The 13576-nt window shown below is 48.0% G+C and carries 15 protein-coding genes; 13 read left to right on the top strand and 2 right to left on the bottom strand.

All coding sequences use genetic code 11. The annotated features are described in order from the left end of the window. The first annotated feature begins 10 nt into the window (after positions 1–10). From K0H59_RS15300 to K0H59_RS15260, 9 genes are all read left to right on the top strand, one after another. Complete coding sequence (locus K0H59_RS15300; protein ID WP_220053614.1) at positions 11–484, top strand: SoxR reducing system RseC family protein; 474 nt, start codon at positions 11–13, stop codon at positions 482–484. A 167-nt stretch (positions 485–651) separates the two neighbouring features. Next, a complete protein-coding gene (gene lepA / locus K0H59_RS15295) occupies positions 652–2442 on the top strand; it encodes a translation elongation factor 4 (protein WP_011717874.1) in 1791 nt (596 codons plus the stop codon). 179 nt (positions 2443–2621) lie between these two features. Further along, positions 2622–3539 (top strand): signal peptidase I, encoded by a 918-nt coding sequence (lepB, locus tag K0H59_RS15290; protein WP_011717873.1) that lies wholly within the window; start codon positions 2622–2624, stop codon positions 3537–3539. Next, positions 3539–4219, top strand: a complete 681-nt coding sequence (gene rnc, locus K0H59_RS15285) for a ribonuclease III (RefSeq protein ID WP_011717872.1) — start codon at positions 3539–3541, stop codon at positions 4217–4219. Before lepB ends, rnc begins: the two co-directional genes overlap by 1 nt. Then, a complete protein-coding gene (era, locus tag K0H59_RS15280; RefSeq protein ID WP_011623597.1) occupies positions 4216–5235 on the top strand; it encodes a GTPase Era in 1020 nt (339 codons plus the stop codon). The genes rnc and era overlap by 4 nt, the downstream gene beginning before the upstream one ends. 49 nt (positions 5236–5284) lie before the next feature. Continuing rightward, entirely contained in the window at positions 5285–5986 is a 702-nt protein-coding gene (recO, locus tag K0H59_RS15275) for a DNA repair protein RecO (protein WP_220053613.1), read from the top strand. 89 nt (positions 5987–6075) lie between these two features. Continuing rightward, positions 6076–6813 (top strand): pyridoxine 5'-phosphate synthase, encoded by a 738-nt coding sequence (pdxJ, locus tag K0H59_RS15270; RefSeq protein ID WP_133178708.1) that lies wholly within the window; start codon positions 6076–6078, stop codon positions 6811–6813. Continuing rightward, on the top strand, positions 6813–7196 hold the full coding sequence (gene acpS, locus K0H59_RS15265; RefSeq protein WP_208659645.1) for a holo-ACP synthase: 384 nt from the start codon (positions 6813–6815) through the stop codon (positions 7194–7196). Before pdxJ ends, acpS begins: the two co-directional genes overlap by 1 nt. Positions 7197–7366: 170 nt before the next feature. Continuing rightward, the gene (locus tag K0H59_RS15260) at positions 7367–7903 is read left to right on the top strand and encodes a DUF962 domain-containing protein (protein WP_220053612.1); all 537 of its coding nucleotides are present in this window, start codon (positions 7367–7369) and stop codon (positions 7901–7903) included. Positions 7904–7968: 65 nt separating this feature from the next. Here the strand turns inward: K0H59_RS15260 and K0H59_RS15255 are convergent, their stop codons facing one another. Together K0H59_RS15255 and K0H59_RS15250 are read right to left on the bottom strand one after the other, a co-directional pair. After that, on the bottom strand, positions 7969–9240 hold the full coding sequence (locus K0H59_RS15255; protein ID WP_088210505.1) for an HlyC/CorC family transporter: 1272 nt from the start codon (positions 9238–9240) through the stop codon (positions 7969–7971). Positions 9241–9341: 101 nt separating this feature from the next. Beyond that, positions 9342–10130, bottom strand: coding sequence for an inner membrane protein YpjD (locus tag K0H59_RS15250; RefSeq protein ID WP_011717866.1), 789 nt, complete (start codon positions 10128–10130; stop codon positions 9342–9344). Positions 10131–10418: 288 nt separating this feature from the next. Between K0H59_RS15250 and ffh the strand changes: the two genes are divergently transcribed. The 4 genes from ffh to trmD all read left to right on the top strand — a co-directional run bounded on the left by ffh (position 10419) and on the right by trmD (position 13572). Next, positions 10419–11792, top strand: a complete 1374-nt coding sequence (gene ffh, locus K0H59_RS15245; RefSeq protein WP_011623589.1) for a signal recognition particle protein — start codon at positions 10419–10421, stop codon at positions 11790–11792. Positions 11793–12010: 218 nt separating this feature from the next. After that, complete coding sequence (gene rpsP / locus K0H59_RS15240) at positions 12011–12259, top strand: 30S ribosomal protein S16 (RefSeq protein ID WP_011071566.1); 249 nt, start codon at positions 12011–12013, stop codon at positions 12257–12259. A 20-nt stretch (positions 12260–12279) separates the two neighbouring features. Further along, positions 12280–12810 (top strand): ribosome maturation factor RimM, encoded by a 531-nt coding sequence (rimM, locus tag K0H59_RS15235; protein ID WP_011717865.1) that lies wholly within the window; start codon positions 12280–12282, stop codon positions 12808–12810. Between the two features lie 15 nt (positions 12811–12825). Then, a complete protein-coding gene (gene trmD, locus K0H59_RS15230) occupies positions 12826–13572 on the top strand; it encodes a tRNA (guanosine(37)-N1)-methyltransferase TrmD (RefSeq protein WP_088210506.1) in 747 nt (248 codons plus the stop codon). Positions 13573–13576: the final 4 nt, after the last annotated feature.

The raw sequence follows: 13576 nt of genomic DNA, 5'->3' as shown, positions 1-13576 counted from the left end.
GCCTCTTATCATGATGGAAGAAGTGGCGCGGGTTGTCGCCTGCGATAATCAAGGTTGGCTGACCGTCGAGGTAGAGCTTAAAAGTACCTGTAAGAGCTGCAGCAGTAGCGACTCTTGCGGTACGTCGGCGGTGGCTCAGGCTTTTTCGGCAAAGACACAACAATTCTCCATTCAAAGTGAACGAACCTGCGAGGTTGGTGAACTGCTAAAACTCGGTTTACCAGAGAGCGTTATCCTGAAAGCGGCGGCCTTAGTTTATTTGATGCCGCTGCTCGGATTATTTGCTGGCGCCGTATTTGGCCAGTTTTTCGCAGGTTTGTTTGAAATCAATTCGGATCTCAGTGCGATAGCTTTTGCTGCCTTAGGCGCTATAGCCGCTTGGTTCTTTGGAAAGCACAAGGCAAAACAACTCGAAGTCGATTCGCAACCTGTCATTTTGGCTTATTTAGGCTCAGGGATCAGTTTAGAAAAATTACCCGTTTAATTTCATGTTGTTATTGATTTTAATCTGGCAATAAACTTCCGCTGAGAGCCACATTTTCCGACTTAAAGAGAAGGATGAGTGAATCTGATTGGTATTGAAACCGCAATCAGGTACAATTTCGCACCTTTGAACCGTATCCATTTTTCAGTATTAGTCATAGCAGCATAATGAAACACATTAGAAACTTCTCAATTATTGCCCATATCGACCATGGTAAATCGACGCTATCAGATCGTCTTATTCAGGTTTGTGGCGGGTTAAGCGACCGTGAAATGGATGCGCAAGTTCTTGATTCTATGGATCTAGAGCGTGAGCGCGGTATCACGATTAAGGCCCAGAGCGTCACGTTGGAATACAAAGCCAAAAATGGCGAAACTTACCAACTTAACTTTATTGATACCCCAGGCCACGTTGACTTTTCCTATGAAGTATCTCGTTCATTAGCCGCCTGTGAGGGTGCGCTGCTCGTGGTGGATGCGGGTCAAGGCGTTGAAGCTCAGACGCTCGCTAACTGTTATACCGCGCTGGATATGAATCTGGACGTGGTACCTATCCTGAACAAAATCGACTTACCCCAAGCCGATCCTGAGCGCGTAGCCGCTGAGATTGAAGACATCGTGGGTATTGATGCGATGAACGCTGTGCGTTGCTCGGCCAAAACTGGCGTGGGTATTGACGAAGTATTAGAAGTCATCGTTGATCAAATTCCGCCGCCAGAAGGCGACCCAGAGGCGCCGCTACAAGCGCTGATCATCGACTCTTGGTTTGACAGCTACTTAGGCGTTGTTTCTCTCGTACGTATTAAAAACGGCGTGCTGAAGAAAGGCGACAAGTTTAAGGTGATGTCTACCGGACAAAACCACACCGCAGACCGCGTAGGTATTTTCACTCCTAAACAAACCGATAAAACCGAGCTGAAAACAGGTGAAGTAGGTTTCGTTATCGCGGGTATTAAAGAAATTCACGGTGCACCAGTGGGTGATACCTTGACGCTGGCTAAGCATGGCGCCGAGAAGCCATTACCCGGCTTTAAGAAAGTGAAGCCTCAGGTTTACGCCGGTGTGTTCCCAATATCGACCGATGAATATGAAAACTTCCGCGATGCGCTGAACAAACTCAGCCTCAACGATGCGTCACTGTTCTTCGAACCTGAAAGTTCATCAGCCCTGGGTTTTGGTTTCCGTATTGGCTATTTAGGCCTGCTCCACATGGAAATCATTCAAGAGCGTTTAGAGCGTGAATACGATCTTGACCTTATCACGACGGCGCCTACCGTAGTGTATGAGGTGCTGTTGACTAGTGGTGAAACCATCTATGTTGATAACCCAGCAGACTTGCCGGCGATTAACAACATCGAAGAGATGCGTGAGCCAATCGTTGAAGCTAACATTCTGGTGCCAAAAGAATACTTAGGTAACGTTATTACCCTGTGTATCGAAAAACGCGGTACCCAAGTGAACATGGTTTACCACGGTAATCAAGTGGCCGTGACTTACCATCTGCCGATGGCAGAAGTGGTAATGGACTTCTTCGACCGTTTAAAATCGACCAGCCGTGGTTATGCATCGTTAGAATACAACTTCATCCGCTTCGATCCTGCGGACATGGTGCGCTTAGATATTCTGATCAACGGCGACCGCGTAGATGCATTAGCGATGATTATTCACCGTTCAAACATTCGTCACCGTGGTTTGGCGTTGGTTGAGAAGATGAAAGAGCTGATCCCTCGTCAGATGTTTGATATTGCGATTCAAGCCGCTGTTGGCAGCCAAATTATTGCCCGTTCTACCGTAAAAGCTTTACGTAAAGACGTAACGGCTAAGTGTTACGGTGGTGACGTTTCCCGTAAGAAGAAACTCTTGAATAAACAAAAAGAGGGTAAGAAACGGATGAAACAAGTGGGTAACGTTGAGGTGCCGCAAGAGGCGTTCTTAGCGGTACTTAAGCTAAACGAGTAACACTCGAGATAACACAATTTAGCTATTATTGCGCCGCAGTTTGCGGCGCTTTACTTAGCTTATCGTATGTTTTGTGGTGTTTTTTTAGAAATACGGTAAGTTAACTAAAGTTCGCGAGTCGAAATACAATAGTCGCTGAGTTTGGATCTTTACATTTCAAGGCAGGAGTTCAATAAGCAATGGCAGCCTATTTTTCCATTATTTTAGTGCTAGTCACCCTGATTTCTGGGTTGATCTGGTTAATCGATGTGCTGGTATTTGCGCCTAAACGCCGCGAAAGCTTAGCCTTAGCCAAGGCTTCGCAGGCTAATTTAACCGAGGAAGCTGAATATAACATCATCCGCGAACCCACAGTGGTTGAAACCGCGCACTCCATCTTCCCTGTGATTGCCTTTGTGTTGATCCTGCGCTCGTTTATTTACGAACCATTCCAAATTCCCTCAGGCTCTATGATGCCAACCCTGTTGGTGGGTGACTTTATTCTGGTGGAAAAGTTTAGCTATGGCCTAAAAGATCCCGTATGGCGCACTAAACTGATTGAAACGGGCGAGCCGAAACGTGGCGATGTGATTGTGTTTAAATATCCTGAGAACCCTCAGATTGATTACATCAAGCGCGTGGTGGGTTTACCGGGCGACAGGATTATTTACCGCAACAAGCAGTTGATGATCCAAAAAGCCTGTGGCGCCGAGCAAACCCATTGCCCAGAGCCAGAACTGGTGGCGCGTACCGAAATCAGCCGTGGTGATTTCAGCCAAGATGGTGTGCCATTAATTCGTTTTAAAGAGCAACTCGGTGAAGTGGCCCACGATATTTTAATCAATCCAAGCCGCCCCGATATGTTGGGATACTTCAAGCGTGAAGGAAATTTACCAGCGGGTGAGTTCCTTGTACCCGAAGGCCATTATTTTGCGATGGGTGACAACCGCGATAACAGTACCGACAGCCGTTTCTGGGGCTTTGTCCCTGAAGAGAATCTTGTGGGTAAAGCGGTCGCTATCTGGATTAGTTTTGAGTTTGACCGTTCTAAAGCCGACTTCCTGCCAACTTGGGTGCCAAGTGGCGTGCGTTTTGAACGAGTAGGTGGAATTCACTAATGGAACCGATTAAAAATTTGCCACGTTTGTGTCGTACTTTGGGTTATGAGTTCAAGAATATTGATCTCCTCACCCAAGCATTGACCCACAGAAGTGCGGCAAATAAGCACAACGAGCGTTTAGAGTTTTTAGGCGATTCGATTTTATCGATTGTGATTTCTGACGCCTTATACCATCAGTTTCCTAAGGCGACTGAAGGTGACTTGAGCCGGATGCGCGCGACCTTAGTGCGTGGTGATACGCTCACCTTGATTGCTAAGGCCTTTAAGCTTGGGGATTATTTATTCTTAGGCCCCGGCGAGTTAAAGAGCGGTGGTTTTAGACGTGAGTCCATCTTGGCTGATGCGGTCGAGGCGATTATCGGCGCAATTTACTTAGATTCCGATCTCGAAGTGTGCCGTAAGCTATTACTGCATTGGTACGCCGAGCGTTTGGCCGAGATCCAACCCGGCGTGAATCAAAAAGACGCTAAAACCTTACTGCAAGAATATTTACAAGGGTTAAAGAAGCCGCTACCCGATTACCAAGTAATCAATATAGAAGGCGATGCCCACGATCAAACATTCACCGTTGAATGTCGTATAGATGACTTGAGCGAAAGCGTGATTGGCGTAGCGAGTTCGCGCCGTAAAGCCGAGCAGATTGCCGCGGCTCAAGTATTGGAGTTACTGAAGAAATGACCAAAAAAACAGACTTGCCAGCTGTCGATGCCGCTAACGCGAGCAATGAGCCGAGCTTAGATGAATTACTGGCAAGGATGAATGCAGCGAGCGCGGCTGCGCCGTCTGTTCACTATGATGTGACCTACTGTGGCATGGTGGCCATTATTGGGCGCCCTAACGTGGGTAAATCGACCCTGCTGAACCGTTTGCTTGGGCAAAAGATCAGTATTACCTCGAAAAAGCCGCAAACCACGCGTCATCGCATTATGGGTATCCATACCGATGGTCCACGCCAAATCGTGTTTATCGACACACCGGGTCTGCATATTGAAGAGCAGCGCGCAATTAACCGTCTGATGAACCGTGCGGCGGCGAGTTCGCTTGCCGATGTGTCTATGGTGATTTTTGTGGTCGATGGTATGACATGGACCGCCGATGATGAGATGGTGTTAAGCAAACTTCGCCGTGGCGGTGAAGAGCGTAAAACCGTTTTAGCAATCAACAAAGTCGATAATATCAAAGACAAAGAAGCCCTTTTCCCTTATTTGGAAGAAGTGGCCAAGAAGTACCCCTTCGATGAGATCCTGCCGATTTCTGCCAGTAAGGGCACTAACGTTAAGCGCATTTTAGAGATGGCGGCAGAGTCTCTGCCCGAGAATCCTTTCTTCTTCCCAGAAGATTATGTGACCGACCGTTCGCAGCGTTTTATGGCCTCTGAAATTGTCCGCGAAAAACTGATGCGCTTTTTAGGTGATGAATTGCCCTATGATGCGACAGTTGAAATCGAGCAGTTTAAGATGATGGAAAACGGCGTTTATCAAATCAACGCCCTGATCTTGGTCGAGCGCGAAGGCCAAAAGCGGATGGTGATTGGTAGCAAAGGTGAGCGCATTCGTACCATCGCCACGCAAGCGCGCCTCGATATGGAAACCTTGTTTGATAACAAAGTGTTCCTCGAAGTGTGGGTGAAAGTCAAATCCGGTTGGGCCGATGATGAACGCGCCCTGCGAAGCTTAGGCTATGGTGACGATTAATCGTTACTGATGATAGGCCGAGCCTGACCATGAACGAGCGCGCAGACCGATGAAACGGGGTTATGTTTTGCATCATCGCCCTTACCGGGAGTCTAGCGCGCTGGTGAACCTCTTGGTTGATGGTATTGGTCGTGTCGATGCCGTCGCGCGAGTCGGGAGCGGTAAACGCTCCATCAAAAGTATTCTCCAGCCCTTTCAGCCGCTGATTTTTGAATTTAGTGGTAAGTCTGAACTCAAAAACATCAGCCAAATTGAAGCGGCCGCGCCAGCCGTGCCTTTATCGGGTTATAGCCTGTATGCTGGCATGTATATCAATGAATTACTGATGCGCACCCTGTCGGTTCACCATAATGCCGAGGCGTTATTCATCATCTACCACCAAGCCTTGGTCGGGCTTGCGGCGCAATTTTGCGAGTCGAAACTGCGGTACCTTGAGCTGGCGCTTTTGCGGGAACTTGGGGCTATGCCATCCCTTATCCGCGATACTCAGGGCGAACAGCTGATCCCTGAACATTACTATCAGCTCGTGCCAGAACTTGGCTTTCAATTTGTGTTGAACAGCAGGGCAAAGCATACCTATCAAGGTGCGATGTTAACTGCACTTAACGATAATCAATTGTTGCAAGAGCAGTTTTTAGAGGCCAAACGATTGATGCGTTCTATGCTGCAACCCTTGCTCGGAAATAAGCCGCTGGTGAGTCGGCAGTTGTTTATTCAAGCGACAGCCTCAAGCAGAGATGGGAATAATTAGCCCTAGCTCCTGTTTTTTACTGTCTGTCCCAGTACAATAGGGCGCAAATCTGCGTTAATTCTAGCCTTACAAACATAAAGGAGTTCCCGATGAGCCGTATCTTATTGGGTGTAAATATCGACCATATTGCGACCCTGCGTCAGGCTCGCGGCACCAGTTATCCTGATCCTGTTCATGCGGCGGCGGTTGCCGAGCATGCGGGTGCCGACGGTATCACGATTCATTTACGGGAAGACAGACGTCATATTATCGACCGCGATGTATATCTGCTGGCGAAAACCTTAAAGACGCGGATGAACTTTGAGTGTGCCGTGACAGAAGAAATGCTCAACATCGCCTGTGAAGTCAAACCGACCTACGTTTGCTTAGTCCCTGAAAAACGTCAAGAAGTGACGACCGAAGGTGGGTTAGATGTGGCAGGTCAACTAGATAAAATCACTGCCGCGGTAAGCCGTTTAGCCGCCAATGGTATTCAAGTGTCACTGTTTATCGATGCCGATAAGACGCAAATCGATGCCGCAGTCGCCTCTGGCGCGCCACTTATCGAAATCCATACCGGTTGCTATGCCGACGCTAAAACAGCTGAAGAAGAAGCCAAAGAGCTTGCACGTATCAGCGAAATGGCGAAATACGCCCATGGCAAAGGCTTAGTCGTGAATGCGGGCCACGGGCTGCATTATCACAATGTTAAGCCTATTGCGGCGATCCCTGAGCTGTATGAGCTCAATATTGGCCATGCCATTGTCGCGCGTGCAGCCATTGATGGCTTAGCGACAGCGGTTAAAGACATGAAAGCGCTGATGTTAGAAGGTCGTCGAGGCGAATAATGGCAATCGTTGGGCTTGGTACTGATATAGTTGAAATCGAGCGTATCACCGCCCATGTGGCACGTTCCGGCGATAAGCTGGCAAAACGTGTACTGACAGAGGCTGAGTTCGATATCTATCAACAGCATAGCCAACCGAGCCGCTATTTGGCTAAACGCTTTGCCGCCAAAGAGGCCGCAGCTAAAGCCTTGGGGACGGGGATTGGTCGAGGGGTATCTTTTCAGCATATCCACATTGGGAATACGCCCGATGGCGCGCCGACGATTGATTTTACAGAAGGGGCGCAGCAGCGGTTAGCTTTGCTCAACGGCGTGGTCGGGCACATTTCAATCGCGGATGAAAAATCCTACGCTATTGCGACGGTTATCCTCGAATCTCGCTAATCTATTACCCGTTACTATAAAGGGAGCTTTAGCTCCCTTTTTTATTGCCTCAAAATACCTAGCAACATTTTTGTTACTTTTTACTGTTCAGTCTCGCATTTTTGGGCTAGGTTAGGTCAAAAGTGGTATTTAGACACTAATTTGCAGGGACACAGCAAAAGGAGCCCCAGATGAAATCCGCCGTAGAGCAGCTATCAACCTATAAGAGTGTGCATTTGAATCAGCGCAATATACTAACCCATTTCGTTGGTATCCCATTGATTATATGGTCTGCTTTCCTATTACTAGCGACTATTCGTATTCCACTTGGCAGCGCGAGTGATGTGAGTTTAGGTGTGATTTTAGGGGCTGGTGTGTTGGTTTATTACTTTCGCTTACATGCGAAGTTAGCGATTGGCCTAGCTTTATTTATCGCCCCCGTCGTATATACGACTGAGCTAATGGCAGATTCTCCTAACGCCTTCTGGTTGGCTATATCGGTATTTATCGTGGGATGGATTTTTCAGTTGATTGGCCATCAATACGAGAAGGCCAAACCCGCTTTTGTGGACGATTTACACCAATTGTTAATTGGCCCGTTCTTCTTAATGGCCGAAGTGTATTTTATCTTGGGGTTGGAAAAGGAGTTAGACGCCGAGATTACACCTATCGCTATCGAAAAGCGCCGAGCACTCGAAGCACGTCTAAAGACGCAAAGCGTTAAATAATCTCTTGGGGGAGAGGAGAATCGGCTGATTCCATTTGGAACCAGCCGATTTTTTATCTACAAAAATTAGCGTGGCGACTGATAATGCTGCGGAATGATCCGCACTGTTTTGACCATATTATCCGCAACTTCAATCACTTCTAGTGGGTAACCCGCTAGGCGCAAGCTAGTATTCTCAGCGGGGATATCCTCTAAATACTCTAAGATCAAGCCATTGAGGGTTTTGGGGCCATCGGTTGGGAAATCCCATTTCATTTCTTTATTCAAATCACGGATAGTGATACTGGCATCGACTAAGTAGCTTCCATCCTGCTGAGCAGTAATATCTTCACTCGGTGTGGCCAACATAGAGGTGGTGAAGTCGCCGACAATTTCTTCGAGAATATCTTCGAGTGTTACCAATCCTTGGATATCACCATATTCATCGACCACTAGGCCGATGCGCTCTTTATTGTGCTGAAAGTTGGCTAATTGCACATTGAGCGGTGTTCCCTCGGGAATAAAGTAGAGTTCTTTTACGGCGCGTAGCAATGAGGATTTACTGAACTGTTCTTTTGATTGTAGGCGCAGTGCGTCACGCAGATGAATAAAGCCGACGGCATCGTCAATGGTATCGCGGTAAACCAACACTCGAGTATGTGGACTTTGGATCACTTGGCGATTGATAAACTTAAAGTCATCGTTGACGTTAATCGCGTAAATATCCGAGCGCGGCACCATAATGTCTTCGACGGTGACTTTTTCTAAATCGAGAATCGATAACAGCATTTCCTGGTGGCGCTGGGGAATAAGGGCGCCAGCCTCATGCACTACGGTGCGAAGCTCCTCTTGGCTGAGGGCCTCATTAGTCTTGACCGAATGCACCCCAATCAGGCGCAACAAGGATGAGGTGATGATGTTCATGATGCGCACTAATGGCGACAGAATCACGAGTAACCAGCGCAGTAAAAAACTGGAGGGGAAGGCGATAGGTTCAGGGTGCAGCGCCGCCAAGGTTTTGGGTGTCACTTCGGCAAAGACCAGTACTAACAGGGTTAATACACCAGTGGCAATGGCTAAGCCCATCTCGCCGTATAAACGCATGCCTATAATGGTAGCGACCTGGGCCGCTAGGATATTAACGAGGTTGTTGCCGATGAGGATCACACCAATCAGCTTATCTGGACGATCGAGAAGTTGCAGTGCACGCTGCGCCCCTTTGTGACCGTTGGAGGCGAGATGTCTTAAGCGATAACGGTTAAGGGTCATCATGGCGGTTTCTGAGCCCGAAAAGTAGGCTGAGATGAGAATAAGCACCAGCAAGAAAATGAGGAGTGCGCTTGTCGATATAGCGTCCAAAAATAGGCTCCAATCAGGCCGATAAGGTTAAGTTGATACCGAGAAATAAACGGGGTGTCAAGTCAGCTCAGGGAATTAGCGCCTAAGCTGACTCGAAATTATTAACTAAGAATTAACTCTTTGACAATCCGAGCGCCAAAATAAGCTAAGGATAACAAGGTCGCGCCGGTTAAGGTGTAAATGACCGCGGTGCGAATTTTACAGCCAACCCAATACTGCTGCCATAACATGGCGATGTACACAAACCACGCGATGATAGACAGAATCGCCTTATGGCCTTTGCCATCGGCAAACATATCATCGAGGAAGATAAAACCAGTGGCGAGGGATAAACTCAGTAAAATTACGCCAATAATCACAAGATGATAGAGCTGTTTTTCTACCGTCATCAGCGGCGGAATGCCTGGGCTTAGCATTAATTGTTTCTTCTTGAGTTTATTTTGGATCATCGCCAGCTGAATCGCGTACAGGGCGGCGATCATCAGGGCGCTGTATGCCATAAGTGAGAGCACTACGTGGGCCAAGACCTCAGGGTACAGTTCAAAGTGAGTAATAAACTTAGGCGGCAATAACCAGAGTAGGGCTACAGAGAGCACAGAACAGGCGTAAACCACGGGCACAACCACAATCACTTTTAGCCTAAACATCATCACGGTAAAGGTGAAGGCGATGATCCAGTTCACTAACGAGATCACATTAGTGAGGCTGAAGTTTTGTCCATCGGTTGTAAAAATCGCTTGAGAAAGGGCGGCAGCGTGCAAAATCACGGCGATGGCGGCGACACCGGCAACGGCCTTTCGATTAGGGCCTTCAGGATGGAACAGTCGACTTGTCACTAATACCAATGCGATGCAATAAAAAAACATGGCTGAGGCAGAAAAAATGACCATGGGTAATTAACCTATTTGTGTTGTTAATGGTGCCTTGAAAACGGGGCATACAGATCAATATTTTGCCTAGAATAACATGAGCCGTCGGCAAATGGGCAGTGACATAAGTTGCAAAATTTAGCAGATTCTTATTGTTAGACGTAAATAGTCGTAGGTGAATCGCAAAATATGACCTAAAGCAGGTTAGTTGCCGAAGTTAACGCAAGTAGGGCATAGCAGTAGCATAATGCGCCCGCATCGTTATAATACAGCCCATTAATCGAGATCCTAAAGGTATAGAGCAGGACGATGTTTGAGAATCTAACCGACAGACTGTCACGCACGCTGAAAAATATCAGTGGCCGTGGTCGCTTAACCGAAGAAAACGTTAAGGAAACCCTGCGCGAAGTGCGTATGGCGCTGCTGGAGGCCGATGTTGCCCTGCCTGTGGTGCGTGAATTCGTTAACAATGTAAAAGAACGTGCCGTTGGTCAGGAAGTGGCGAAGAGCTTAAGTCCTGGTCAAGCCTTTATTAAGATTGTTCAAAGTGAACTTGAAAAATCCATGGGCGAGGCAAACCAAGCTCTGGATTTAGCCACTCAGCCGCCTGCGGTGGTGATGATGGCGGGTCTTCAAGGTGCGGGTAAAACGACCAGCGTTGCCAAATTAGGTAAGCTGCTGCGTACGCGCCATAAGAAATCGGTTCTGGTCGTCAGTGCCGACGTTTACCGCCCTGCAGCGATTAAGCAGCTAGAAACCTTAGCGACCGAAGTCGATGTGGAGTTTTTCCCATCGGATGTGAGCCAAAAGCCAATCGATATCGCCAAGGCGGCCATTGCCCACGCTAAGCTTAAATTTATCGATGTGGTGATCCTCGACACTGCGGGCCGTCTGCACGTCGATGAAGCCATGATGGATGAAATCAAGGCGTTGCACGCGGCGGTTAAACCGATTGAGACACTGTTCGTGGTCGATGCCATGACGGGTCAAGACGCGGCAAACACGGCTAAAGCCTTTAACGAAGCGCTGCCGCTCACCGGTGTGATTTTAACTAAGGTCGACGGTGATGCGCGCGGCGGTGCGGCATTATCGATTCGTCATATTACCGGCAAGCCGATTAAATTCCTTGGTGTTGGCGAGAAGACCGATGCCTTAGAGCCTTTCCATCCAGACCGTATCGCTTCACGTATTCTCGGCATGGGCGATGTATTATCGCTTATCGAAGAAGTTGAGCGCGGTGTCGATAAAGACAAAGCGATGAAGCTGGCTTCCAAAGTGAAGCAGGGCGGAAGTTTTGATCTCGAAGATTTCCGCGAGCAGCTACAGCAGATGAAAAACATGGGCGGCATGATGAGCATGATTGAAAAGCTGCCCGGTGTGGGTCAATTGCCACCCGATGCCTTAGCGCAAATCCAAGACGGTAAAATGACCCGTCAAATGGAAGCCATCATTAACTCAATGACGGCCAAAGAGCGCAAAAACCCCGATTTAATCAAGGGCTCACGTAAGCGCCGTATCGCTGCGGGTTCTGGTACGCAAATTCAAGACGTGAATCGTTTATTGAAACAGTTTACCCAAATGCAAAAGATGATGAAAAAGATGTCGGCCAAGGGCGGCATCCAGAAGATGATGCGCGGAATGCGTGGCATGATGCCTGGCGGCATGAAATTTCCAGGCCGTTAATTCCGGCGATTTTCATCAAAGTTGATGTTTTATCAGTTGGTTGATTCTATTTGAAATGAGGCGGGCAATCCTAAGGCAGGTTTAATAATCGCCAGATTTGGTTGCATTCGTTGAAAAGTCAGGTAAAATCTTCCGGCTTTCTATCTGGGACTCTTCGCGAACACGGGGTTCCAGTTTTTATTTTTGCTTCAAGCAAATCATTAGAGGATTGAAAACGCATGGTTACCATTCGTTTAGCTCGTGGTGGCGCTAAAAAGCGTCCATTTTACAACATCGTTGTTGCTGACAGCCGTAACGCTCGTGACGGTCGTTTCATTGAGCGTGTCGGTTTCTTCAACCCATTGGCTCGTGGCCAAGAAGAAACTTTACGTTTAGACCTAGCTCGCGTTGAGCACTGGGTTGCGAACGGCGCTGCGACAACTGATCGCGTAGCAAAATTGATCAAAGACGCTAAAGCAGCTGCTTAATAGCGTTAAGGTATAGATTGATGAGCAGTAACCAACAGCCAGTCGTACTGGGGAAATTAGGCTCCTGTCATGGCATTAAAGGTTGGCTGAAAATCACCGCCTATACCGATTCTGTTGAAGGTATCTTTGACTATTCACCTTGGCTTATTAAAGAAAATGGTGAATGGCGCGAAGTAAAAGTCATTCAGTGGCGTTACCAAGGTAAGGCGGTTGTCGCCGAGCTTGAAGGTGTCACCACGCGGGAGCGAGCACAAATGCTCACCAATTGCGAAATTGGGATCCTGCCAGAGCAGATGAACGATTTGCCAGAAGACGAGTTCTATTGGCGTGACCTCATCGGTTGTGAAGTGATTAATACCAATGGCTACAACATGGGTGTTGTCGATCAAATCGTGGAAACCGGTTCGAACGACGTGCTCTTAGTGAAAGCCAATGCGAAAGATAGCTTCGGCAAAGTGGAACGTATGCTTCCCTTTGTCCCAGGACAATTCATCTTAAAGGTGGATGTCCAAGGTAAACAGATTTTAGTGGATTGGGATCCTGACTTTTAAGTCGAGGTACAACATATGTGGTTAGGGGTAATTACCCTGTTCCCAGAAATGTTTCGTGCCGTAACAGACTTTGGGGTTACGGGTCGTGCCGTGAAGAACGGTCTGCTTGAGTTGCACACGTGGAATCCTCGCGATTTCACCCATGATAAACACAGTACGGTAGATGACAGGCCTTACGGCGGTGGTCCCGGAATGTTGATGATGGTGCAACCCTTACGCGATGCCATCCATGCTGCGAAAGCGGCGGCAGGCGAAGAGGCAAAGGTGATTTACTTGTCACCTCAAGGACGCAAGCTGGATCAGCAAGGCGTTACTGAGTTGGCTGAATCATCCCGGTTGATTCTGGTGTGTGGTCGATACGAAGGTATTGATGAACGCATCATTCAAACGGAAGTGGATGAAGAATGGTCGGTTGGGGATTACGTGCTTTCGGGCGGCGAATTACCTGCAATGACCTTGATAGATGCAGTATCGAGATTGGTTCCTGGCGTGCTAGGAAAACAAGCTTCGGCGGAGCAAGATTCTTTCTCCGACGGTTTACTGGACTGTCCTCATTACACGCGCCCTGAAAGCTTAGATGGACTCGATGTACCCGCAGTACTGCTAAGTGGCAACCACGAACAAATTAGACTCTGGCGTTTGCAGCAAAGCCTTGGTAGGACTTTTCTAAGACGGCCAGAATTATTTGAAAATCTAGCTCTGACTGACGAACAATCGACTCTTTTAGCGCAGTTCGTTGAAGCAATGGACAAGAATGCTTAGTCGT

This window comes from Shewanella sp. FJAT-51649 (assembly GCF_019457435.1).
Taxonomy (GTDB): Bacteria; Pseudomonadota; Gammaproteobacteria; order Enterobacterales; family Shewanellaceae; genus Shewanella; species Shewanella mangrovisoli.
The sequence above is the reverse complement of the archived record's forward strand: the minus strand, read 5'-3'. Positions and strand labels throughout refer to the sequence as shown.

Coding starts and splice junctions, on each gene's coding strand:
- K0H59_RS15300 (WP_220053614.1), top strand. CDS start 11: ATGATGGAAGAAGTGGCGCGGGTTGTCGCCTGCGATAATCAAGGTTGG.
- lepA (WP_011717874.1), top strand. CDS start 652: ATGAAACACATTAGAAACTTCTCAATTATTGCCCATATCGACCATGGT.
- lepB (WP_011717873.1), top strand. CDS start 2,622: ATGGCAGCCTATTTTTCCATTATTTTAGTGCTAGTCACCCTGATTTCT.
- rnc (WP_011717872.1), top strand. CDS start 3,539: ATGGAACCGATTAAAAATTTGCCACGTTTGTGTCGTACTTTGGGTTAT.
- era (WP_011623597.1), top strand. CDS start 4,216: ATGACCAAAAAAACAGACTTGCCAGCTGTCGATGCCGCTAACGCGAGC.
- recO (WP_220053613.1), top strand. CDS start 5,285: ATGAAACGGGGTTATGTTTTGCATCATCGCCCTTACCGGGAGTCTAGC.
- pdxJ (WP_133178708.1), top strand. CDS start 6,076: ATGAGCCGTATCTTATTGGGTGTAAATATCGACCATATTGCGACCCTG.
- acpS (WP_208659645.1), top strand. CDS start 6,813: ATGGCAATCGTTGGGCTTGGTACTGATATAGTTGAAATCGAGCGTATC.
- K0H59_RS15260 (WP_220053612.1), top strand. CDS start 7,367: ATGAAATCCGCCGTAGAGCAGCTATCAACCTATAAGAGTGTGCATTTG.
- K0H59_RS15250 (WP_011717866.1), bottom strand. CDS start 10,130: ATGGTCATTTTTTCTGCCTCAGCCATGTTTTTTTATTGCATCGCATTG.
- ffh (WP_011623589.1), top strand. CDS start 10,419: ATGTTTGAGAATCTAACCGACAGACTGTCACGCACGCTGAAAAATATC.
- rpsP (WP_011071566.1), top strand. CDS start 12,011: ATGGTTACCATTCGTTTAGCTCGTGGTGGCGCTAAAAAGCGTCCATTT.
- rimM (WP_011717865.1), top strand. CDS start 12,280: ATGAGCAGTAACCAACAGCCAGTCGTACTGGGGAAATTAGGCTCCTGT.
- trmD (WP_088210506.1), top strand. CDS start 12,826: ATGTGGTTAGGGGTAATTACCCTGTTCCCAGAAATGTTTCGTGCCGTA.